The 24,876-nt window shown below is 37.1% G+C and carries 18 protein-coding genes; 11 read left to right on the forward strand and 7 right to left on the reverse strand.

Annotation, left to right across the window (positions count from 1 at the left end; all coding sequences use genetic code 11):
- Positions 1-127: 127 nt before the first annotated feature.
- The 5 genes from putP to M2372_RS17670 all read right to left on the reverse strand — a co-directional run bounded on the left by putP (position 128) and on the right by M2372_RS17670 (position 5,810).
- Positions 128-1,624, reverse strand: a complete 1,497-nt coding sequence (gene putP / locus M2372_RS17650; RefSeq protein WP_123319513.1) for a sodium/proline symporter PutP — start codon at positions 1,622-1,624, stop codon at positions 128-130.
- 275 nt (positions 1,625-1,899) lie between these two features.
- A complete protein-coding gene (locus M2372_RS17655; RefSeq protein WP_123319514.1) occupies positions 1,900-2,286 on the reverse strand; it encodes an Imm7 family immunity protein in 387 nt (128 codons plus the stop codon).
- 65 nt (positions 2,287-2,351) lie between these two features.
- Positions 2,352-2,996: a hypothetical protein gene (locus M2372_RS17660; RefSeq protein WP_123319515.1), complete on the reverse strand. Its 645-nt coding sequence runs from the start codon at positions 2,994-2,996 to the stop codon at positions 2,352-2,354.
- Between the two features lie 20 nt (positions 2,997-3,016).
- Complete coding sequence (locus M2372_RS17665; protein ID WP_123319516.1) at positions 3,017-5,584, reverse strand: M1 family aminopeptidase; 2,568 nt, start codon at positions 5,582-5,584, stop codon at positions 3,017-3,019.
- 58 nt (positions 5,585-5,642) lie between these two features.
- Positions 5,643-5,810, reverse strand: a complete 168-nt coding sequence (locus tag M2372_RS17670) for a hypothetical protein (protein WP_185018807.1) — start codon at positions 5,808-5,810, stop codon at positions 5,643-5,645.
- 167 nt (positions 5,811-5,977) lie between these two features.
- Here M2372_RS17670 and M2372_RS17675 point away from each other — a divergent pair, with 167 nt between their 5' ends.
- The 5 genes from M2372_RS17675 (at position 5,978) to M2372_RS17695 (ending at position 15,099) form a co-directional block, all read left to right on the forward strand.
- On the forward strand, positions 5,978-6,859 hold the full coding sequence (locus M2372_RS17675; RefSeq protein ID WP_115973279.1) for a cupin-like domain-containing protein: 882 nt from the start codon (positions 5,978-5,980) through the stop codon (positions 6,857-6,859).
- 88 nt (positions 6,860-6,947) lie between these two features.
- Positions 6,948-7,670, forward strand: a complete 723-nt coding sequence (locus tag M2372_RS17680; RefSeq protein ID WP_123319517.1) for a hypothetical protein — start codon at positions 6,948-6,950, stop codon at positions 7,668-7,670.
- Between the two features lie 245 nt (positions 7,671-7,915).
- The gene (locus M2372_RS17685) at positions 7,916-8,452 is read left to right on the forward strand and encodes a TetR/AcrR family transcriptional regulator (protein WP_123319518.1); all 537 of its coding nucleotides are present in this window, start codon (positions 7,916-7,918) and stop codon (positions 8,450-8,452) included.
- A 41-nt stretch (positions 8,453-8,493) separates the two neighbouring features.
- The gene (locus M2372_RS17690) at positions 8,494-9,354 is read left to right on the forward strand and encodes a tail fiber domain-containing protein (RefSeq protein WP_123319519.1); all 861 of its coding nucleotides are present in this window, start codon (positions 8,494-8,496) and stop codon (positions 9,352-9,354) included.
- Positions 9,355-9,450: 96 nt separating this feature from the next.
- Complete coding sequence (locus M2372_RS17695; RefSeq protein ID WP_123319520.1) at positions 9,451-15,099, forward strand: hypothetical protein; 5,649 nt, start codon at positions 9,451-9,453, stop codon at positions 15,097-15,099.
- Between the two features lie 86 nt (positions 15,100-15,185).
- Here the strand turns inward: M2372_RS17695 and M2372_RS17700 are convergent, their stop codons facing one another.
- Positions 15,186-15,785 (reverse strand): hypothetical protein, encoded by a 600-nt coding sequence (locus M2372_RS17700; RefSeq protein ID WP_123319521.1) that lies wholly within the window; start codon positions 15,783-15,785, stop codon positions 15,186-15,188.
- A 287-nt stretch (positions 15,786-16,072) separates the two neighbouring features.
- Between M2372_RS17700 and M2372_RS17705 the strand changes: the two genes are divergently transcribed.
- From M2372_RS17705 to M2372_RS17730, 6 genes are all read left to right on the forward strand, one after another.
- Positions 16,073-16,906, forward strand: a complete 834-nt coding sequence (locus M2372_RS17705) for a sigma-70 family RNA polymerase sigma factor (RefSeq protein WP_115973283.1) — start codon at positions 16,073-16,075, stop codon at positions 16,904-16,906.
- A gap of 45 nt (positions 16,907-16,951) precedes the next feature.
- A complete protein-coding gene (locus M2372_RS17710; RefSeq protein ID WP_123319522.1) occupies positions 16,952-17,539 on the forward strand; it encodes an FMN-dependent NADH-azoreductase in 588 nt (195 codons plus the stop codon).
- A gap of 2 nt (positions 17,540-17,541) precedes the next feature.
- Complete coding sequence (locus tag M2372_RS17715) at positions 17,542-17,898, forward strand: nuclear transport factor 2 family protein (RefSeq protein WP_123319523.1); 357 nt, start codon at positions 17,542-17,544, stop codon at positions 17,896-17,898.
- Between the two features lie 156 nt (positions 17,899-18,054).
- Positions 18,055-18,438, forward strand: coding sequence for a hypothetical protein (locus M2372_RS17720; protein ID WP_123319524.1), 384 nt, complete (start codon positions 18,055-18,057; stop codon positions 18,436-18,438).
- Positions 18,439-18,557: 119 nt separating this feature from the next.
- Positions 18,558-21,368 carry a TonB-dependent receptor gene (locus M2372_RS17725; protein ID WP_123319525.1) on the forward strand — a complete coding sequence of 937 codons (2,811 nt, stop codon included), beginning with the start codon at positions 18,558-18,560 and terminating at the stop codon, positions 21,366-21,368.
- 4 nt (positions 21,369-21,372) lie between these two features.
- Positions 21,373-22,413, forward strand: coding sequence for a phytase (locus M2372_RS17730; protein ID WP_123319526.1), 1,041 nt, complete (start codon positions 21,373-21,375; stop codon positions 22,411-22,413).
- 192 nt (positions 22,414-22,605) lie between these two features.
- On the opposite strand, the gene M2372_RS17735 is transcribed toward M2372_RS17730, so the two are convergent.
- Positions 22,606-24,855, reverse strand: a complete 2,250-nt coding sequence (locus M2372_RS17735) for an excinuclease ABC subunit UvrA (RefSeq protein ID WP_123319527.1) — start codon at positions 24,853-24,855, stop codon at positions 22,606-22,608.
- Positions 24,856-24,876: the final 21 nt, after the last annotated feature.

Genomic DNA, 24,876 nt, shown 5'->3' on the forward strand with positions numbered 1-24,876 from the left:
CAGAATACTATTTTTGCATTTGGGACCATCGAATACTTCCCTTCAGCTACTCTATTAAAATACAAAACCCTCGCCATTGGCAAGGGTTTGTTTTTTATAGTCTGTTTCGGTTAAAACTACAGGCATACTATTCCTGCATAATCTTTTTAACTTCTTCAAATTCATTTTCTATTGCTGCATCAGGCTTATAAGTTGCCAAGGATACGATAATATTGGTGAGTAAAGAAAGAATGAATCCCGGAATGATTTCATACCAGTCTTTCAACGGATGCTGAAGATAAACCCATGCCAGCACGGTGATTCCCCCTACCAACATTCCGGCAAGTCCACCCTGCCATGTTGTTTTCTTCCATAAAAGCGACAACAGGATCAATGGTCCGAATGCGGAACCAAACCCTGCCCATGCGTTTCCTACAAGGTTAAGGATACTGTCTTTTGGGTCTAATGATAAAAGAACAGCAATTATGGCTACCAATAAAACTGAAAGTCTGCTGGCAATCAATAATTGCTTTGACGTTGCCTTTTTATTCAGGAAAGCTTTATAAATGTCCTCCGTTAATGAACTTGAAGTTACCAATAGCTGAGATGAAATGGTACTCATTACAGCTGCCAGAATCGCAGTCAGCAGGAATCCTGCAATAAACGGGTGGAATAAAATACGGGAGAAGTAAATGAAAATAGTTTCTGCCTCTGTTTTTGATCCGTCAAATTTCATCATGGTTTCCGTATCAAATTTCTGCAGATAAGCAATTCCTACTAAACCAATAGCCAAAGCTCCGGCAACAGTAAAGATCATCCATGTAATCCCGATTCTTCTGGCTTTAACCAAATCTTTTGGTTTATCAATGGCCATAAAACGTACCAGAATATGGGGCTGTCCGCAATATCCTAATCCCCAAGCCAATAAAGACACAATGCTTACTGTAGTAGTTCCCCTGAATAAGTCCAGATATTTGGGATCTTTAGCTTCAATCAGGGAAATTGTTTCTCCAACTCCTCCAATTTCTATGATGGCAACAATTGGCACAATCACCAGTGCCAGTACCATAATGGTTCCCTGCACAAAATCGGTAAGACTTACTGCCAGAAACCCACCTAAAAAGGTATATAATACAACCACTAAGCTGGTTAACAATAATCCTACGGTATAATTCATTCCGAAAGCGGATTCAAAGAGTTTTCCACCGGATACCATTCCTGCTGAAGTATAAAGAGTGAAAAATACCAGAATAAAGATAGAAGAAGTGATCTTCAGAAGATGGTTTTTGTTTTTAAACCTGTTTTCAAAAAACACAGGTAATGTAATTGCATTCTGGGCTACTTCGGTATAAATTCTAAGCCTTGGCGCTACAATAATATAATTGAGAAATGCACCAAGCGTTAGCCCTATTGCAATCCATGAACTGGAAATACCGGAAAGGTACATAGCTCCCGGAACCCCCATCAACAGCCAGCCACTCATATCTGCTGCTCCTGCAGAGAGTGCTGTAACAGCTGCCCCCATTTTTCTTCCTCCAATTAAAAACTCCTCTGAATTGTTTGTTGATTTTCTATAAGAATATATGCCTATACCTATCATCAATAATAGATACAATCCCACAGAAATCCCTTCGTATACTTGCATATTATTTTTTTATGAAGCCGAATATAGCCATTTTCTGAGAAATTAGAGGGCTATCACGAAACAACAACATTACACCGATACAGGAAAATAATATAAATTTTTAATTAAAAATACAATATATTAAATTATTTTTCCAAACAAACAACTAAATACTTAAATTGATCTTAAGTTTTTTATTACTTATTTTCAGAACATAAAACCCTCGTTACTACAAGGGTTTTCTTTTTATATGTTTACAAACGTGGAGTTTAGTCCAAATAAAAAACTCCTATTTTTCAATCTTCAATAATAGGAAAACAGGGGCTCAGAATATGATCATTAAATTCGTCTAATTTCCCTTTGGATAATCTGATGATAAAGTAATGATTCTCATGGCCGCCTTCCTGATCTCTGTAATAGATCACACCAAATGAAGCAGGCAGCACTTCTGCAATATGATGCAGTAAGTCTTTAATCTCTTCTACAATACCATTTTCATGATTAAGAACCCCTATGAGTGACAGCGTATAGTCTTCATTACAATTTATAATTTTAGAAAACTTTGAAGAACCATTAAACTTAGTGATTTCCTTTTCTAAAAAAGCCACCTGTTCTTTCAACCTGTAAAAATCCTCGTCATAAGAATCAGATGATAATGTGATCCAGCCTTTATATTCAAACATTTACCTGTATTTTAGGATAAGTTACTTATTATCAATAAAATTCCGTCTATCAATAATGATAAATATTACCAACTGAGAGATTTTCCTACATATGTATTTTCAAAAACATTATGCTCCAGCCTGTTTATTTCAGGTAAAAAATGGCTCTCCTTTTTATGAATAAATACTTTTATCATGTCTCCCCTATGATGGTAGCCATTTAAAACAATTGCATGTAACCACCGGAAATCTATCATTTTAATACAATTCCTGAAACGGGTTAAAGGATCGTCGGCTTCAAGAAAATGTAGATCCACATTGTCCAAATGCATTGTTTCGTCAACGATAAACTGGGTTAAATTACGGGCGATATTAAAGGCGGAATATTTATTAAATGCTCCATTAGCAACGGCATAATCAGTTTCTACCATATCCAGATATACTTTCTTACCTGAAGAAATGTAGTTTTTGTACCTGAATTTCATATCGGATGGAAACTCAATATTATGTCTTCTGAAAACTCTCTTCCATTGATCAATTTTTTCCAGAAGAGTCCCATCTTCATATTCCCATAGAAAAGAGAAAACATTTCCGGGAATATGCAGTAATTCTGCAAGTCTGAAGTCTTCAGGCTGATCATAAAAGAACCATGAACTTGTAAACTGCTCAAGGTCTTTGGAATTAAGATATTTTGCCAAATAATAGTTATTTACATCTGCATAATACTTCATCTATACAAATTGTTTATCTCTTATTTTCTAAGGGTCTGAGCTCTTCTCAGATTGTCGGTTGCCTGTAAAATTTTATTTTTCAGGATGGGATTATAATCCGGATTCTGTAAAAGGAACTGATGAACCACATCAAGGGCTTTTGGATCCTGATAGTTGCTGAATGTGGAACGAAGCCAGTTATCCGGGAAAAAGATAGCTCCCGTTTTCTGAATTTCCTGTAAAACCTCTAAAGACTTAGGAAGATACTGAATAGAAGCCTGCTGTCTTAATGGATGATGCAGATATCCCAATGCAGAACCGACTGCCGATTCATTTGCTCTGTTCTGTTTTTGCATCAGCCCGTTAAAGAAATCATCCCGTATCTTCTGATCTGATGAAGCTGCCTGCATAATAATTTTAAAACGGTTTATCCGATCAGGGTTCTTAATTCTGGTCAGTTGTTCCTGTAACAGATCATTGTTGGCATTATTTCTCAATGATAAAGCAAGGGCAAGGTTTGTAAAGTCTTCGTCGTTCAGAGATACATCTTTAGGTGGTATCTGGGATTTCCAAATTTTATACAGGTTGTCATACGCCTTCTGAGATTGGAAAATTCCCTGATAGCAGTCAAAGATATTTTTCTTATTATTCTTTGCGGTCTGTGCCTCCAGCGCATTCCAAAGTATATTTTCTATATTTCCGGATTCTTTCAGTCGGGCATTTTCCGGTAAGAAATTCCAATAGATAGAGGAAATATAACCAGTAATCAGACGAAGATTCAGTTCTGTAGTTTCTTTTGGTAACTGCTTTTCAAAAAACTGTAATAACTCCTGGGGTTTCGAACCAGATCCGTTCAGCATATTTTCATACAGTGAGATATAGGCGCTGGCACGGTTTATTTCGTCTTTTATCAAAGAAAAATCAGTCATTACTGTTCTATCCGTTTTAAAAACTCCATACCCAATTCCTGATGAGTTCTGCAGAATGAAAAGAGGCTTCTTTTTTCCTTTTAATTCTGCAATTCCCTGTTCTTTCTCAGACAGCTTTACGTTCACTTTTTCAACCTTGTCATTGTAAAACAGGCTGATCTCAAATTCCTGAGGCCAGTTTTTTTGCTCTTTTCCATATTCCGGTCTTTGGGAAATGGTAAAACGGTGTATTATATCCCCTTTATATTTTATATCATAATCAATGATTGGTCTTCCGGGATCATTAACCCAAACTTTATTCCAGCTTTGTAAGTCTTTTGGGGTGTGGTTATCAAGAATGGTGATAAGATCCGGCCAGCTTGCGTTGGTGTAAGCGTATTTTGTAAGGTATTCATTGACGCCTTTTCGGAAGTCCTCCTCCCCGATCAGTAATTCCAACTGGCGCATCATAATCGGTGCCTTGTTATAAATAATCGGGCCATACATCATTCCTGCATTTTGCAGATTGTCTAAAACCTGGCGGATTGGATTAGCACCCAACGTACGGTCTACGGAATAGGCTGCCGGAAAATGCCCGGTCAAGAATTTAAGATCATAAACTTTTTTATCTGAAGATGCTCCAGTACTTTTATCTGCCATAAAATTGGCAAAAACTTCTTTCATCCATACATCATTGAACCAATCCATTGTTACCATATCTCCAAACCAAAGGTGCGCCACTTCATGGGCAATAAGATTGGAACGGTTGTTCAATTGATTCTGTGTTGCATTATTATCCAAAAACAATGTGGAATTTTGAAACAAAATAGCTCCCGGATGCTCCATTCCACCAAACTGAAAATCCGGAACGGCAACCAGGCCATGTTTTTGAAAAGGATGTTTAATACCTGTCCATTTTTCGTAATAAGCTAAAGAATTTCTGTATAACGAGAAAATAGAATCCATGCTGTTTTTAATTTTCAGGGAATCGGTTTCGCGGTATAAAATTCTGGAATCCTGTTCGCTGATCTTCTCAGTATGGTTTTTAAAATCTCCGGCAGAGAAGGAAAACAGATAGGTAGGAAGTAAATCCGACTGATTAAACTTCAGGGTCTTTTGTCCTTGTTGTATTGTTGTTTCCTTAAGTTTTCCATTAGCGATAGCACTCCATTTTTCCGGAACCGTTAAACTCAGAGAGTATTTTGCCTTTAAATTAGGCTGATCAAAACATGGAAACATCGTTCTTGCACGATCCGGTACAAATAATGCATACAGATACCCATCACGTCTGTTAAGGGCACCATTTCCGGCAAGGAAATTAAAATTAATCTGATTGGATCCTGATTTCAGGTGTTTGGCATCAATGACTACATGTTCATTTTCCAGAATCGGTTTTATCGTCTGTCCATTCACTGATACAGATAACAATGAAGAAGGATCTTCTTTAAAATCTATCAGCAGTGATGTTTCATTCTGTTTTTTATAATTAAATGTAAGAACTTCAGTTCCTGAGATCCTTTCTGATTTACTTTCAGGAATTTTCAGGCTGAGCTCATATTGAATATCACTTAATGTGCTTTTTCTCAACTGGGCCAGCTCATACGAAACTCCGGATTCAATTTTAGATAAGGATTTCGTTTGTGCATGATAACCACTGTTGAAAACGACAAGAAATAATGCTAACAGACGTACTTTTTTCATACATCAAATATAAGGATTGGAAGCTAAGGGAAAAACATCAATTGAAAATTACATAGACCTATCCCCTTTCTCCATTTTCAAAATGGAAATGCTCTATTGACGCACATGTAAATTGTTGAATAAATTTCGCTTCTTTCTGATGTTCATTTTTAACCTTAAAAAAATCGTTCTCTATAGCCCAATCATAGAGTCCTTCATCTACAAAAATATATATACCATTTTTCATAGAACCAACTTTATTATTAAACAAAACACAAATAACACTGATAATAAATACTTTGCAAAAAAAACAACTCTCTTCTTTTTCTTCTATTTATATTAATTCCAAATAAACGAAATTATTTTTTCTCATTATCATAAATTATTAATAATTTAGCGGTATAATTAAAACGAATGGGCATACTCCTTAAACCAATTGATATTGTAGATGATATTTCACAAGAAGATTTCCGTGAAAAATATTTAAAGCCTCGTAAACCAGTGGTCATCAAAAACATGGCTAAAAATTGGCCTGCATATCAAAAATGGACCATGGAGTATATGAAAGAAGTAGTTGGTGATGTTATTGTTCCTTTATATGACAGTGCTAAAGCTGATCCTGCTGCGCCTATCAATACACCTACTACCAAAATGCCTTTTGGAGAATACGTGGATTTGATTCAGCGGGAACCTACAGATCTGAGAATTTTCTTTTTTGATCCTATCAAATTTGCGCCTAAATTATTGGATGATTATATCCCGCCTAAGACTCTGATGGGTGGATTTTTGGATAAATATCCAAGTATGTTCTTTGGAGGTAAAGGTTCTGTGACTTTCCTTCATTATGATATTGATATGCCTCATATCTTCCACACCCATTTCAACGGAAGAAAGCATGTTCTTCTTTTCGAATACAAGTGGAAAACCCGTTTATATAAACTTCCTTATGCAACATATGCGCTGGAAGACTATGACATTTCCAACCCTGATTTTGAAAAATTCCCGGCTCTGGATGGTATTGAAGGAATAGAATGTTTTCTTGAGCATGGAGATACCCTGTTCATGCCTACCGGCTGGTGGCACTGGATGAAATATCTGGATGGATCTTTCTCTCTATCTCTTCGTGCATGGGATAAAAGTTGGGCTGTAAAAGCTCATTCTCTATGGAATCTGGCTGTTCAGCGTAATTTTGACAACTTCATGAAAGGCAGGTATAAAAAAAGATACATGGACTGGAAAGAAAGAAAATCAGTTGAAAGAGCCAATATAGCACTTAAGAAGGGACTTCCGAAATAAATTACATCTTACTTCACTGGTTTTATGCGATATGCAATTTAAAAAATGATTAAATTGCATAGTGAATCCGTTCCCATAATACCTGTGTATGTTCGAAAAATTGATTGACAGTTTTGAGAAACTGTGTCTTCAGATTATTATTGAAATATTGCTGGTTCCGGTAACCATTTTCAAATTGTTTCAGGATACCCACCGATGTTATGATTTTTCTGTTCATGAGATGGAAAAAGAGGAAACTGAACGTTTCCGCGATTATCTGTCTCCCATCAAACTTTCCGTGTATACTTCTGTAATCGTTTCGGTACTTTTAATGGACTACAGCGGGGAGCAGAATTTTCTTTCCAAGATCAAAGGATTAAGCATGGTTGAAAAAGCTTTGTTTATCTTTCTGATGAATAATTTTACAGCTGTCATCTTCAGCGTAATCCTGTTATGGTATAAAAAGGAAAAGGTAAATACCGTGACTTTCCGTACTTTACTTTTTTCTTTTATCTATACTACTGTTTATACCTCTACTCCATTTTTCATTCTCATTCTTTCCGCTATGTTCATTGGACATACCGTAAATATACAGTCTTATATGGATCATCTGGACAAGTTGAAAGATTCAGGAAATTATGCATCCGGAGATTATGTATTTTTCATGGTCTTCTTTCTATTTATTATTATGGCTATTATCGGGCTGGTCAAATTATTCAAAGCGCTGCATTATATTCTGAAGGAAAACTTTAGCTATCATCCTTATGTTGTAGCATTCTTCACGCTGCTGTTTTTTATTATACAGATTTATTATGCCGGAGGCTTTGTTTAATCAATATTCCTGTATTAACAAGATATAAAAAATGGACTAAAAATCCAAAGTACGAAATAAGAACAGTACGACAAACCTTACTATCTATTGCATTTTCAACTGAGTACTACCCTTATTTGTATTTTTAATTTTCCGGATTTCCGCTATGCTTACGGATAGCCCAATGTGAAATATTATTTAATGATTTTTTAACAAACATACCAGTCTGTTCATTTTTTAATTACATTTGTGAAAAACTTTAACCAATGTCCAAACCTCGCGAAAGAATATTAAGCACAACCCTTCTTTTGTTTCATAAACAGGGTTTTAACAGTACCGGTATTAATCAGATTATTGAAGAAGCCAGCGTTTCAAAGGCTAGCTTCTATCAGCATTTCAAGTCTAAAGATGATCTGTGTATTGAATTTCTCAACAAAAGGTATGACTATTGGGTATCTGAACTGGAAAAATTCATATCTCATACCTCAACTTCTGAAGAAAAAATACTGAAGTCTTTTGATTTTCTTATGTATATGAATAAAAAAGAAGACTTCCGGGGCTGCAGCTTTTGGAATATTTTATCTGAAATACCTGCTGACAAAGAAGAAATTCATTCTGTTCTCCGTCATCATAAAAATAAACTGAGAATTTTCTTCAATGACGAAATTAAGGATGAGGCAGTGGCTGCACATGTTTATCTCCTTTTTGAAAGCTCTATACTGACCAGTCAGCTCTACAGATCAAATGAGTTAATCGAAACCTCCAAAACCGTTATTAAAAATCTATTTCACTCCTCACACTAGGGAAGAATTAATATACTCAAATAAAAGCAATTAAAGAAACTATGCAAAACTCTACTTTTGTGCAGAAGCCTCATTCTGCAATGTTAAGACTATGCCTTATCGGAAGCATCTCCATCAGTTCATTTTTCTATTCTCAGGCCGGAAGAATCGGTATGAATACTCCTGATCCTAAAGCGACTCTGGATATTACCGCCAAAACAGACGGTACTTCACAGGCTGAAGGTCTTATGATTCCCCGTCTTACCGGAGACCAGATCCAAACCATGACAGCTAGCATCCAACCTGGAAATGAATCCCTGATGATCTACGCAACGGCCACCCCCGTTTCGCCTACTTCAAAAGTGGCAAAGATTACACAGCCCGGTTATTACTTCTGGAACGGAACACAGTGGGAAAGTATGGGAACGAATTCTAATATTTATACTTCTGATGGTGCTATTACAACTACTTTAGCCTCAAGAAACGTAGACCTGAATGGTAAAAACCTTGTCTTTTCCGGAACTGGAAGTGTAGGGATTGGGACAGCTCCTTCTGCAACAGCAAAACTGGACGTAGCAGGTACAGTAAAAGCAAGTGCTATAGACTATAATTCTGATGAAAGGCTGAAAAAAAACATTACAGAAATAAAATCTTCTCGTGAAATCATCAACAAATTAAGACCGGTCTCCTACTTCTGGAACGAAACAGGAAAAAAGAAAGGCGGAAATTCCCAACTTCAATATGGGCTTATTGCTCAGGAAGTGGAAAAAGTACTGCCCAACATCGTCAGCACTGATCATGATGGTTATCAATCTGTCAATTACAATGAACTGATTCCCCTATTATTACAAACCGCCCAGGAACAGGGTAAAAAAATCGAAGAATTACAGAAAGAATTGCAACATCTGAAAAACAACAAATAAACAGCACCAGGAGCGCCTCAATTCAGTGGGGTGCAATGTTTAGCAAAGATTGAGACAAGCCTCTCAATCTATTACCAATTTTGTAATTCTAAGAACATGAAACATAAATTATATTTCATATTATTATTCCTTACCTGCCAAATTCTGTTTGCCCAGAATAATTATTACTGGGTGGGCGGTACCGGTAGCTGGAGTGACCTCAACCACTGGAGAATAGGCTCAGCATCCGGACAGGCTGCTACTATTATCCCTTCACGGTATGATAATGTTTATATTACTTCAGGAAGCGGTTTTCCTGCCAGTGGAGGAACGTTAACCATTCCATCATCTGCTACCTGTAAAGATTTTATTATAGATGATTCATTTACTACCAAACTAAGTTTTCCATCAGCAAGTATTTTTAATATATATGGAAACCTGAAATGGAAGTCTAATGCAACAGCATTGTATAATCTTACCATGAACCTGTTTTCAGAAAGTACCAATCTGACTCCCAACCTGATTGATGTTCCCGATAATATGATTGATCCCTCCTACATCAGTGGCAATTATCAGTCATCTTTTAATCTTAAAGGGAATGGAAACTTCAAACTTGTGAAAAACTTTGCCAGCAATGGTTTTTTCAATTTCAACATCAGCGACAGCGCTTTTTTAGATACAGATAATAAGAATATCAATACAATGGTATTCAATTACAGTTCTACAGCGGCCTCTAATTTCAGATCTTCAACGGTAACTACCACGAGTACAATGACATTAAATTCGGCTGCCAACTTTACCCAGGCAACCCTTACCTTCCCTGTCCTGAACATACAGACTACCCAGAATATCAAAAAAATTCTTCTTACTTACTCAGGATTCGCTCAGATATCCGGTGGTAATCTTCTGACGGTGGATGAGGTTTCCGGTGTGGGGACCTCAGGGGCTAATTTTACAGGATCTCAGTTTCATTTTAATAAATTTAATTTATATTCCTGTATCATTAACGCTGATCTTCTGAAAGCCAATGATATGGTTTCAGGAGATGGAAGTAGTGAATTATTAGGAAACCGGTTTGAAATAAAAAATTTGACCCTTGGCAAGGGAAACAACATATTCAGAGCAACCCAATTTGACATTAATAATCTGACACTGAATGGCGGACAATATAATTTCCGACAGACTTCTGGTCCGGCTTCTTATTTCCAGGTGAACCAAACGCTTACTGCTAATGCTCCATGCAACGGAATCATTCCTAAATTTGCTGCTGTAGATCCTGCATTGCCAGTAAATCTCATCCTTCCGGCTTCTATCAATGGAAATGGAGCGGTCTATTTTAATGGTTATAATTTAGCTATTGTAAGGCTCACAGGAGGTGCTTCTGTAACAGCGGGAATAAACGGTGGAAATAATACAGGTAATATTACCTACCCGGGAATAACAGCAAAAACCTATTACTGGATAGGTGGCGGTGGCAATTGGAGTGATCCGGCTCATTGGTCTTTTACTTCAGGAGGTCCTTCTGCCAACTGTATTCCTACTTTGTATGATGATGTCATTTTTGATGGAAACTCAGGTTTTACAACCGGGAATAACAGCATTAATAACAACGGGTCAGTTGCCTCAGTAAGAAACATGACCTGGAATAATGCTCCATCCCATCCTGTTTTGAATATCGCAATGACTTTATATGGTAACCTTTATTTTCAAAAGGATATGTCTGCTCCTATAGTCATGAACTTCCTTAAATATGATGGAGGAGATCCTGCTACCAATCGTTATATGAGTTTTGAAGGTCAGAAAATAACTCAATTGGCTATCTCAGGGAATGATAATTTTTATCTCATGCCTTCAAGCTCAGGAACATCTTATGATATTGAAGTAGGAGGTGTTTTCAATTTTGACAATAATGCTTTAGCCAGTAACCTTTTTGCTAACGGCATAAAAATAAAAGCAGGCGAACTTTGGTTGGGTGGTAATATAGTTAATATAGATAATGCTTTATTAAGCCAAAATACCATTAATGTATTAACCAAACAAACCATTACCGCACCCAATACGTCTGTATACACGCAAAACTACAATGGGCGTTATTCCAGTTCAGGAAATACCAGTCATCTTTTCGGTAAAGTTTATAAGGAAGGTACCAGCGTTGGAAATATACAGTACATGAATACTGACACTTTTCAGGTGAACGGAGGTGACATAAGATTATACGGAAGCAACAAGGCAAAAAATGTAGCCATTAATGCAGCGTCTAATCTTATTCTTTGGGATAATACAGTAAAACTTACTATCAACGACAGATGGACATTCAATCGTGCAGACTGTGATCTGGTTCTCACTTTTACGGGCCAGGGCGGTAATAACCTGATCCTTGGAAATAACATTAATGGTAATGGATTCGTTCAGCTCAACAGAATGAATATTTCAGGGATTAATGCAAGTTATATTACTCCTGTTGCAGGAGCTAAGCCTATCAATGCCAGCAATTCTATAGACAGCGGAAATAATTCAGGAATCAACTTCACACCTACTCCTGCTAAAAACTTTTACTGGAAAGGAGGTAACGGAAATTGGAGTGATCTCAGCCATTGGTCTTTGGATCCTTCTAGCAACAGAACAACAGCCAACTGTGGGCTTCCCAGCATTAATGACAATGTTTTCTTTGATCAGCATTCAGGATTTTCCACTACTGGGATTACCAGCATACAGCTTACCAATGATATTTCAATTAATGACATTACTTTCAGTGGATTAAATCCGGGATCAAGATCTCATTTTACAGGAAGCAGCAATTACTATAAAATGAATGTCAATGGAAATATGGTTTTACATTCCGGATATTACGATGCCGGATATTTCAGTGGATTTACATTTACAAATATCAGTAAATCTACAGGTATCTTAAAAAATGTAACGCCCAACGGAGCTACAACTGCTTTAACTTTCTCGGGTGATGCTCAATGGAAAATCAACAGAGGGACATCACAGTATGATCTTATTAACTCTTCCAGCATCAGTCAGACAGATATTCCTGGTAACAGTTTGGATATAAGCGGTACAGTAATGAATATCAACAGTTTTAATCTCAATGGTTCACAACTGGCGATGGATAATACAGATCTTACCGTTAATGCCAGCTTTGCAATCAATACTAAACAACCGGTTACAAAGACTTCCAATAGTGTGATCAAATTATTCAGGTCTTCCGGAGGTTCTGATGCTGATATTGCTTTCAGTAACATAAACCATTTTTTTGAAAAGATAGAATATACCAATTCTACAACAAATACGGATTACATCATCTCTTTTAGTTTTCCTGGCGGAGTAATCAATAATTTTATTATTCACTCTGCAATCAATCCAAGAATTGATAAAGTAAATCCAACCATTGTAATTAAAGCAAACATGGCCGTAAATAATCTGGTTATTGAAAAGAATAATTATGTTGCCTTAGACAGTGGAAACTTACAGGTTACCCAATCTTTGAAAATGTTAGGAGATTGTTTAGACAGGCTTACTTTTGCCGGCACCAATGCTCCATCAAGATCCTTAATTCTGCCTAACTACAGTACAAATTCAGCCAATTATGTAATAGATAAAGTACAATTAAAATCAATTTCTTCTTCTGGTGGGCAAACCTATACTGCTACAGGAAGTACAGATCTTGGCGGAAATACCGGAATCAATTTCCAAAATGCTATTCCTTCCACTCCTAGAAATCTTTACTGGGTTGGAGGACAGGGATTATGGAGAGATCCTCAGCACTGGTCATTAAGTTCAGGAGGAATATCTGTTTCAGGCTGTGATATCCCAACTGCAATTGATAATGTATTTTTCGACCAGAATTCGGGATTCACAGCAGCTTTGAATAAGATACAGATTCGGGGAGCTTATCTTTCAAAAGCTAATCATGTTACGTTCAACAATGCAACCAATCAACCGGTTCTTGATTTTACTACGGATGGCGGAAATCCTTATTATCTGTCTGTTTATGGTAATCTTACACTACAAAGTGATACAAAGGTCATTGTTCCGATGTCTACTTTCGGACTGAGCCGAAATATTATTATGGCTCAGGGAACAGCTACTGGAAAAACAAGATATATTGATACCAAAGGAGCCTTCATTCACCTGAATATTAATGCTCAGGATTATTTTGAACTGAAAAGTCCATATCAGGGAGATATTAACTTTCTTAATGCTGCAGGTTTCAAAACCAACAACCAGCCGATGACATTGGTTAATTTCAGCTGGAATCAATCCATTAACAACAATCCGGTTGTAGATCTCGGACAGTCTGTTATTACGGGAACACGAACTAACAGTGCTGGTATTGCCAACTATTATATGCCATCGCTTCCTTTTTATAATTTTTACAGTCCTTATTTTTATATCAGTACCGGAAATAATCCACTGACTTTAAATGCTGCTGAGGTGAAAGCCGACATGGGGTATTTTACAACCAATACTCCGGCAGGCTTCAATTTTGGAGACCTTACCGTTTGGAAAGACGGAATTGTAAACACCGGAACAAGAATCTGGAACTTCAACAAGATGATTTTCCTTGGAAGCACTACTACCAATAGTGTAAGTACATTGAGCTCCGCAGGAAAGTACAAAACATTGTACTTCAATCCGGGATCTTATCAGCTAGATAATCATCAGACCGTTACTGAAAATCTCTTCATGACAGGAACCCCATGTAACAGGATCTCTGTCCTGAGATCTACGGCAGGACAAAATACAATCAATCTGGATCCTGCAGCAATGTACACTATGTTCTACGCCTCCATCAGAGACATAAATTTCTCCCGTACAGTAAGTGCTTATGGAAACAGCCAGGATTTAGGAAATACCACTAATCTTTCGATTATTCCTACAGACGTTCAGGCTGCAGGATTTGGCGGAAACAAAGCGCTTTGTGCTTCTGAATTTCCTAAAACTTATGATGCCTCTGCTTTATATGGGACAGATCCTAATGCGACCTACACCTGGACAAAACTTAACAATCCCAATCCAGGAGTCATAAGTACAGAACGTTTGGTAACATTTACACAACCAGGAAATTACAAGGTAAATGTAACCTATAGCCAGGACGGCTGTAATATTACGGAGGATTTTACGATTTCTTCTATTGCCTTACCTGCAGATAATACCACATCTTCATCCATGAGTGCAGCAAAACAGGCTTCAGGAGATATACAGGTAAAGTTTAAAGGTTCACTTGCACAAACGTATATCTTCACCTATACCATTAATGATGGTCCGGATCAGATGATTACTTCTGCACCTAACGGAGAAGCGATTGTACTGCACTCTAAAGGACAGGTAGGAACAATGGTTTATCGTCTCAAAAGCATTCGTTTTGCTAATGGGGAAGCATGTCCGGTTGCAATTAATAATAAAGAAATTATTGTAAACATCAATCCGGATTGCCCTACACCAGGTGTTGTGATGCTGATGGATAGTATTCTCAGAGGCTGTACTTCCGATATGGGAGCAAGACGTCTGTCCGAATTAAATCCGGTAACAGTATCCAATCCGCCTTCTGATACAGGGGTAACAAGACTTGTTTCAGGAACAGGAATAGTAATAAAAGAAGGAAATGAGGTATTTATGATCCGAAATAGCAATGCTTTACCGGAAACCCTTACTCTCCCAGCCAATAAAACTCATATTCAGGGAGCAATCATCTACCATAATAATCACTTCTATGAAGGAGTAGACAACGGGAAATGGATCAGAGTAGATAATGATTAAGACTTATTAGAAATTCATTCAAACCAACTAATAACCATGAGCCGCATTGAAGTAATTTCAATGCGGTTTTTTATTGATTAATCTCCTTACTTTTTCATCCTGTCAAAAAAATCCCGTATCATTCTTGCACTCTCACCAGGACCTCTCAAATGAACAATTTCCCCATGTTCATCGGTTGTAATATGTCCTTTAAAAGCATCCGGCATTCTGTCATATTGCTCGTTCACCTGTGCCAACAGTTCTTTGAATGAAGCATAATTGTATTGTTCAACAAGAAAAGGCAATCCATTCTTTCCTTTCAATAATTCGTATTCCTGATAATTATAAGGAGTCGTTTTTTCAGTTTTGGCCAGTGAAATTTTAAGTTTATCAACCAGTTTTACGATCTCTTTTTCTTCCGCAAACTGTGCCAGCCCACGTAGGGCATAAACCTTCATATCACGATACCTTTCTTTTTTATAGGCTATTTCAAAAAAAGAATGAAGTTCAGGTTCTCGATGATTATACAGTAATTTAAGGATTTTATTCCGGTAAGAAATCTCTTTAGTAGTGGTATAAATCCGCATCAGATGCCCCAGCTCTTTAACCGTGATCGCATTAGGAGTAAGATCAAATAATGCTTTCTTATAATCAGAGTGGCTTTCTTTTGCATTTTGATCTGTTAAAATCTTCGGGAATGAACTCATTTTGTTGATTGATTTTAAAGGTTGGTATTTTCTAAGTGCAAATTGGGGAAAAAAAATTACAATTTTGTAGTGCTGTGTTTGTTTTAGATTTTGGCTAAAGCCATTGGAATTGGGTTATTTTTTTATTGAGCAGACTAAAGCCCGCTCCTATTGATCCTGATATCCGTGTGGATATACATATGGGGAATTGTTGTTTAATGACAAGATCTTTTATCTTTTATCTTTTATCTTTTATCTTATAAATCCGTCACGTTTTGTTCACTAAGTTTGTCTTAAAAAGAAATATCATGCAGGAAAATTACAACAGGCTTCTTACTTATGCCTATAATATTACCGGTTCTTATGAAGATTCACAGGATTTGGTACAGGATGTAATCGAAAAATATATTTCTTTAGATAAATCTGAAATTAAAAATGAAACCAATTTTCTGATTAAAAGCACTATTAATCATGCCATCAATTTTAAAAACAGGCACAGTAAAAAAATGGTCTATGGCGAGTGGCTTCCTGAACCTCTTTCTTTTGAAAATGCAGAAAATAAGCTTATTAAAGAGCAAACTACCCGCTATACCCTGCTTGTTCTTTTGGAAAAACTAAATGCAAGGGAACGCGCCGTATACATTCTAAAAGAAGCCTTTGATTATTCTCATCAGGAAATTGCAGAAACCCTTGACATTTCCATTGAAAATTCCCGAAAACTCCTGAGCCGCGCAGGAAAACAATTGCAGAATGTAAAATATACTCCTGATAACATCAGCATATCATCAGGAACTGATATCCTTCAGAAATATCAACTGGCATTGAGTGAAGGCAATGTTCCCGATATCGAAAAGCTGCTCATTGACGAGATAAGGCTGTCTGCAGATGGAGGGAAACGTGTTCGTGTTATCAAAGCTGTGGAAGTTGGTAAATCAGCGACAGCACAACTTTTGGCTTATGTACAACAGCAGTTTCTGGGTAAAAAGCCTCATACTTTCCATATGTTTAATCATCAGCCTGCTATTTGTTTCTGGCAGGATGACCGTATTTATAATTGTCACATCCTGGATATTGATTCTGAGGGGATGATTCGTGAGATTTATTCTATTGTAGATCCTGAAAAACTAAAAAGATTGCAATAATCTGTCACGTTTTAGAAATGGAGTGTGTCTTTAAAGAAAAAAAGTATGAACACACTTCTAAGAATCGACAGCAGCTTAAGAACAGAGAATTCCTATTCACGAGCATTAGGTGATTATTTTATTCAACAATGGAAACTTAGCAATCCGGATGGAAATATCTTGGAACGGGATGTCAGCCAACAGCTTGTTCCCCATATCACCCAGAAGACTGTTGATGCTTTCTTTAGCGAAAACCCCGATACGGAAAGCATCCATTTATCTGATGAACTGATTGATGAGCTATACCAGTCTGATGAAATCCTAATCACCTGTCCTATGTACAATTATGGAATTCCGTCTTCGTTAAAAGCTTATTTTGATACGGTTATCAGAACAAAGAAAACGTTTACAGGAAATACTTCGCTTAAAGGCTTGCTTGAAAATAAAAAAGCCTACATCATTTCTTCCATGGGAGGCATAGCCCTTGATCCGCATCATCGAAATCCATTGGAAAACCATCTCACCCTGCTTTTAAACCATGTAGGCATCACCAATATCTGCTATTTTCCATTGAATGGTACAGTGATCGATGAGATCAGAAATACAGAGAAAATAACTTTACAGCAATCCGAAATTTTAAAACAACTCAATTAATTATGGAACAGATTAAACAGGCCATTGAACAATTCATTAAAGGTGGTGACAATAGTGACACAACACTTCTGGAAGAAATTCTTCACGAAAATTACCAGAATATTCAGGACGGATTTTTTGATAAACCGGGAATATTTATTATTTCCAAACAGGAATACATCGGCCTGGTAAGTGATAAAATATTTGGTGGAAAACCTCGTCAGATCACCTATCATTCTCTGGAACAGAAAAATAATATTGCGTATGCCCAGGTTTCTTTGGAAAGTCCCACTTTATTATTTTCTTCCCTTATCGCCTGTGTTCAGGAAAACGGAAAATGGCAGGTAATCACCAATATTCCTTCTATAGAAATTAAATAGTTTATAGGCCACGAATGCACGAATAAAAATACAAGAGTAAAAATAATTCGTGGATTCGTGGCTAAACGTTACGATTATTTTTTCAACAAACTGTTTACAAATGTTATCGTTTACGGATAAAGATAGGAGGTAATTTTGCTTCATAACGATACACCTATGAAACACATTATCCAACAGGTTTTTCTTAATATTTTAGAAAACCCGGTATTTGATTTATCATTCATTGAAAAATATTTCTCAAAAGACTACATTCAGTTTGTAGATCACCATCAGCTCAATTATGAAGAGTTTATTCTGCATATTAAAAAACTTAAAGAGAAAGTAGCGGAACAAAAGATTGAAATCCTCAACTATGCTGAGAATGGAAATGTCATTTTCACGCATCATCTTGCCAAATCAGTATTAAAAGATGGAGGTATTGTCCTGCATAAAGTATTGGCAGAGTTCACCATTGAGGATAAGAAGATTGTGAAATGTGATGAACTGACTTTGCTATTGGAAGGAGATTTTTCATCCAGAAATCTAGGATCTGAAATCTGACAAAAATCTTACATCCCGCTCCAGTATTAACAAATCTTAAAACAACCTTAATTTTCTATTCAAGTTATTTTCCAAACAGACGTTTAATTTTGCTGTAATTTATATCTAATTAAAAGAAAGTGAAGAAAATTTTTACCTCTGTGTTGTTCTGTGCTTCTCTATTTTTCTATGCACAAACCGGAACTCTTTCCGGAAACATTAACGACGACGCTAAAATTGCCCTGCCGGGAGCCAAAATCTCCTTAAATCCGGGAAATATCTATACCACTTCCGATGAACATGGAAATTTTGTATTTCTGAATGTTCCACCCGGAAATTATACCATGAAAGTAGATTATCTGGGCTACGGTATTCACCAATATAATGTTACTGTAGAGTCTGAAAAAAATACAAAACAAAATATTGTTTTCGATAAAAAGGAAACAAGTATTGCTGAAATTGTAGTTTCCGGAGCTACCCTTAAAAACCAGGCAAGAGCCTTAAATAAGCAGAAGAACAACTCCAACATCACGAATGTGATCTCTGCTGACCAGATTGGACGTTTTCCTGATGCCAATATCGGGGATGCCTTAAAACGTGTTCCCGGGATTACTATACAGAACGACCAGGGTGAAGCCAGAAACCTTATCATCAGAGGGCTTGCTCCCAACCTGAACTCTGTAACTTTAAACGGAGACAGGATTCCTTCCGCTGAGGGAGATAACCGTAATGTTCAGATGGACCTTATTCCTTCTGATATGATTTCCACCATTGAAGTAAATAAAACCCTTACTCCGGATATGGATGCTGATGCTATCGGAGGTTCCGTTAATCTGATTACCAGAGCTTCTCCTAACGGCCAAAGGATTTCTGCAACATTGGCAGGAGGATACAGCCCAATCCGTGAAAAAGGAAATTATACTGCGGGATTAGTATATGGAAACCGTTTCTTCAATAAAAAACTGGGAGCTGTACTCAGCTTATCGTATAACAATAATAATTTTGGCTCAGACAATATAGAACCGGTATGGAGCCTGGCGAATGACCGGGCTCAAACTGCTTATGTAAGCAAAATGGGAGTTCGCCACTACAATGAACATCGTATCAGACATAGTTTCGATCTTAATATGGATTATGAATTCAATTCTAAGAATAAAATCTATGCTTCTGCGATGTACAATTTCAGAAATGACAAAGAAACCCGTTTTGCCCTTGGATATAAAATAAAACCGGTGTACAATGCCGATGAGTCTGAAATTATAGATTGGAAAGGCAGTATCACAAGACAGAATAAAGGAGGCGATGCCGATAATGACAATACCCGTCTCGAGAAACAAAAAGTTCAGAATTATGCTTTAAGAGGAGAACATTTATTGGGTTCTAAAGTAGATCTTGACTGGTCTATGAATTATGCTATAGCCAGCGAAGATAAACCTCATCAGCGCTATATTGAATTTGAGAACAGCAAAATGAACTTTTCTCCGGACCTTAGCGATCCAAGGAAGCCTATGTTCAATCTTCTTGCTGCTGATAATTTGGGAAGCTATAAACTAAGTGACCTTTCTGATGCCAACAGCTTCACTCAGGAAAAGGAATTTGGAGCCAAAGTAAATGTACGTTTTCCTCTTTCTGTGATTGATGGTCAAAAAGGAAGACTTCGCACCGGTGCCCGCATACGTTTGAAAGAAAAGGAAAGAGAGAATGACTTTTATGCCTTCACTCCTACCTCCAACATGGGAAGCCTTCTGTCTATACCTACTTTATATCTTGACGGGCAGAATTTTCAACCTGGAAATTATATTCCGGGAGCATTTGTTGATCCTGCATATTTAGGTGGATTAGACTTATTTAATCCTGCCTTATTCAATGGTAAATCGAAACCTTCAAAATTCCTGTCCAACAATTATAGTGCAAAAGAGCAGATTTATGCGGGATATATCCGTTGGGATCAGGATTTCAATGATCAGCTTTCCATGATTGTTGGGGCTCGTGTAGAAACAACCAAGATTGACTACACAGGAAACTACGTTATGAACGAAAGTGATCTGGTTGGAAAAATCAATAATACCAATACCTATACGAACGTACTTCCGAGCCTATCTTTCAAATATGTTCCGGTTCAGGATCTTGTTCTCCGTGCAGCATTTACCACTGCTCTGGCCCGCCCAAACTATTACTCACTGGTTCCTTATCTTAACGTTATCTCAGAGGATGAGATTGTTTCAGCAGGGAATCCTAACCTGAAGGCAACCTACGCTTACAATTTCGACTTCATGGCAGAGAAATATTTTAAGTCAGTAGGAATTCTTTCCGGAGGTATTTTCTATAAAAACCTGAAAGACTTTATTTATACTTTTTCCCGAAGAAATTATACTACCAATGACTTTGCTGCTGATTTTGCAGGACAATCCAATCCCATTCCTGCAGGAGAAAACAACTGGAAATTTACCCAACAGCGCAACGGAGATAATGTAAGCATCTACGGTTTTGAAGTGGCTTTACAAAGACAACTAGATTTTATTCCGGGAGCATTCTGGAAAGGCATGGGAATCTATGTCAATTACACCTATACACACTCCAAAGCTAAAGGGATCACCAATGAAGAAGGTATTGAAAGAACAGATGTAGGTTTTCCAGGAGCTGCACCTCATATGTTCAACGGATCGCTTTCCTGGGAAAACAAACGTTTCTCAGCAAGGGTTTCCATGAATTATGCTTCTCATTATATTGATGAGTTGGGTGGAAAGTCCTTTGATGACCGTTATTATGATAAGCAGTTTTTCCTGGATGCCAATGCTTCCTACAAAATTACAAGTCAGCTAAGGTTTTTTGCAGAAGCCAATAATCTTACAAATCAGCCGTTAAGATATTATCAGGGAATCCCAAGCAGGACTGCACAGGCAGAATATTACAGACCACGATTTACCTTAGGTGTGAAATTCGATTTTTAGAAACATGAAAAAGATAACATATTATATAGCAACACTTGCCATTTTTCCTTTGGTGATAGGCTGTAAAAGCCAGAATCAGTTAGGAGAGAAATTAAAACCAACCGTTATTACAGAAACCGTGGTTCATGACACCGATGATCCGGCCATATGGATCAACCCTGATGACGCATCAAAAAGTATCATCATCGGAACAGATAAAGACACGGATGGCGGGCTCTATGCCTTTGATCTTAATGGTAAAATCATCCACAAGGTCTCAGGACTTAAACGTCCTAATAACGTGGATATTGAATATGGTTTTGTTTTAAATGGAAAAAAGACAGACATAGCAGCAGTTACCGAACGTGAAACCAATAAGGTTAAACTGTATTCTCTTCCTGAATTGAAGGAGGTTGGCGAAATTTCTGTATTCGAAGGAGAAACAGAGCGAGGTCCAATGGGAATATCCATGTATAAAAATCCGGAAACAGGAGATATTTTTGTGATTGCAGGAAGAAAATCCGGACCTAAAGATGGTTATTTATGGCAATATAAGCTTTCGGAAAAAAATGGAAGCATCATCGGGGATGTTGTCCGCAAATTTGGAAAATACAGCGGTTTGAAAGAGATAGAAAGCATTGCTGTGGATGATGAGCTGGGATATATTTATTATTCTGATGAACAGTTTGGAGTTCACCAATATTATGCAGATCCGGCAAAAGGAAATGAAGAACTTCTTGTTTTCGGGCAGGGTGATTTTACATCCGATGTAGAAGGGATCTCCATCTACCCTACTTCCAAAGGAAAAGGATATATTTTGGTATCTGATCAGCAGAATGATTCTTTCAATGTATACCTGAGAGAAAATCCTGCAAAAGGAAGAATAGCAGCCATTCCAGTTTCTACGCTAGAAAGCGATGGTTCTGAAGTTACCCATGTTAATTTAGGGCCAAAATTTCCTAAAGGTGTTTTTGTAGCTATGAGCAACGGCAGGGTATTTCATTTGTATGACTGGAGGCTTATTGATGAAAGAATTCAAGCTGCTTTAAAAGCTCAGAAAAAGTAATTTTCAAACACAAACAACACAATGATTAACAGTTGTGAATATTTGCAGTTACAATAAAAATTTAAACCATTAAGATTTAATAAGAGTTTAAGGATAATTATAAGAGTAGCTTTGCTTTAAGTGATGCTTATTTAAAACCGTAAGATTTTTCTCTTAGCAATTCTTACTTTCTTCAAAATCTTAATGGTTTATTTATTCAATATGTTTTCTCAGAAATTCTGCAGTATATGAAATCTTATTTTTCAATAATGCCTCAGGAGTTCCTTCAAACAAAACTTTTCCACCAAATTTTCCGGCACCGGGACCAATATCAATGATCCAATCTGCCTGAGCAATGATGTCCAGATTGTGCTCAATAACAATTAATGTATTATACTGGTCTACAAGATCACTAAAAAATGACAGCAGTTTTTGAGTATCACTTGGATGTAAGCCGGTGCTTGGCTCATCCAGGACAATAATCTGATGGGTATTCTTCAGTTCACGGGTTAGTTTCAAACGTTGTCTTTCACCACCTGAAAAACTGTCCAGCCTTTGTCCAAGCATCAGATAATCCAGCCCCAGTTTTACCAGCAGATCAAAGTTTTTTAAAATATTTTTATCTGTAAAAAAATGTTGAGCATCCAAAACCGTCATATTCATCACTTCTACGATAGTTTTCTGATGATATTGATATTGCTGAACTTTCGGATCAAATCCTGAACCACCGCACACTTCACAGGGCTGCTCAATGTCATCCATAAAAGCTAAATCTATTTTTTCTACTCCTAATCCTCTACAATTTCTACAGGCTCCTTCACTATTCCGGCTGAACAGCTTTTCGGAAACATGATTGGATTCTGCAAACAGTTTTCGTACTGTATCGGATATATTTAAATACGTCAGAAGATTAGATCGGGCACTTGCTGTAAATAAAGATTGATCTATCACTGTTAAATCCGGATAAAACAAGGGCAAAATATGGTTAATCAAGGTACTTTTTCCGGAACCTGCCACACCGGTAACAACAGTCATAATTCCTGTCGGGATATTTACACTGATATCTTTAAGGTTGTGCAGGCTGGCATTCTTAATTTCAAGGTAGCCATTAGCTTTTCTGAACTCGTTTTTTATGACTGCTTTTTCTTTAAAATAAGATCCTGTTTTTCCTTTAGATTTTCTTAATCCTCCGAAGTCTCCTTCATAGATAATTTCTCCACCACTTTTTCCAGAGCCAGGGCCCATATCGATTACCCAATCGGCCATTTTTATAATATCCGGATCATGTTCTACCACCAAAACAGAGTTCCCTTTATCCTTAATCTGCTGAATAATGGCATTAATATTCTGCAGATCTTTTGGGTGAAGACCAATACTGGGTTCATCAAAGATATACAGTAAATCCACCAGACTGTTTCCGAGGTTCCTTACCATTTTTATCCTTTGGGATTCACCTCCGGAAAGAGAATTTGTGCTTCGGTCCAATGTAAGATACTGCAGCCCTATATTAATGATATTCTGAAGTTTTGCAGAAAGCTCTTTAATTATGACTTCATAAGCTTCAGATTTCAGGCTTTGGATAAATTCCAACAGCTCATCAATAGAAAGTGCAGTACAGTCTGCTATATTTTTACCTTTGATCTTACAGCTCAGAATCTTTTCATTCAGCCGTTTTCCTTGGCATGACGGGCAGGCTTTTGTGATGACAACATTACTCAAAGCATCCTTCCTTGTTATATTTTCTTTGGAATCTTTTTTAAGAAACGTTTTTTCAATCCGGGGAATAATCCCTTCATATTTCACAGTTTTGCCCCAGTTTTTATCAGGATATTTCGGTTTATGCTCAGGTTCATATAACAGGATATCCCATTCTTCAGCGGTAAAATCCTTCAGCTTTTTATCATTATCAAAATAACCAGATTGTGTATATCTGGTTAAACGCCATCCGCCCGGTTGAAAGGTTGGAAACTTAATAGCACCTTCATTTAAAGACTTCGTCTGATCAATCAGAGTAGTAACATTTACGGTCTGTACAATCCCCAGACCTTCACATTCCGGACACATGCCCTGTGGATTATTGAATGAAAATACGTTGGAATATCCTACAAAAGGGTGTCCCATTCTTGAAAACAGCAGCCTCAGGGAAGCATATACGTCGGCAGCCGTTCCCACTGTGGAACGTGCATTTCCACCAAGTCTCTTCTGGTTGATGATAATGGGAACATTAAGATTTTCGATTTTATCTACATCCGGAATGCCGTAATGCTGCAAACGGTTTCTGATAAAACTGTTCTGCGTTTCATTAATCTGACGCTGTGCCTCCGCTCCTATGGTCTCAAATACCAGGGATGATTTCCCTGATCCCGATACTCCCGTAAAAACTACGATCTTATATTTTGGAATTTTTATGGAAATATTTTTGAGATTATTCTGTCTTGCATTAGTAATTTCTATGTTTTCCATTTTAAATTATTAACTTTGTTA

The sequence above is a fragment of the Chryseobacterium sp. BIGb0232 genome, assembly GCF_024810195.1.
Classification (GTDB): Bacteria; Bacteroidota; Bacteroidia; order Flavobacteriales; family Weeksellaceae; genus Chryseobacterium; species Chryseobacterium pennae.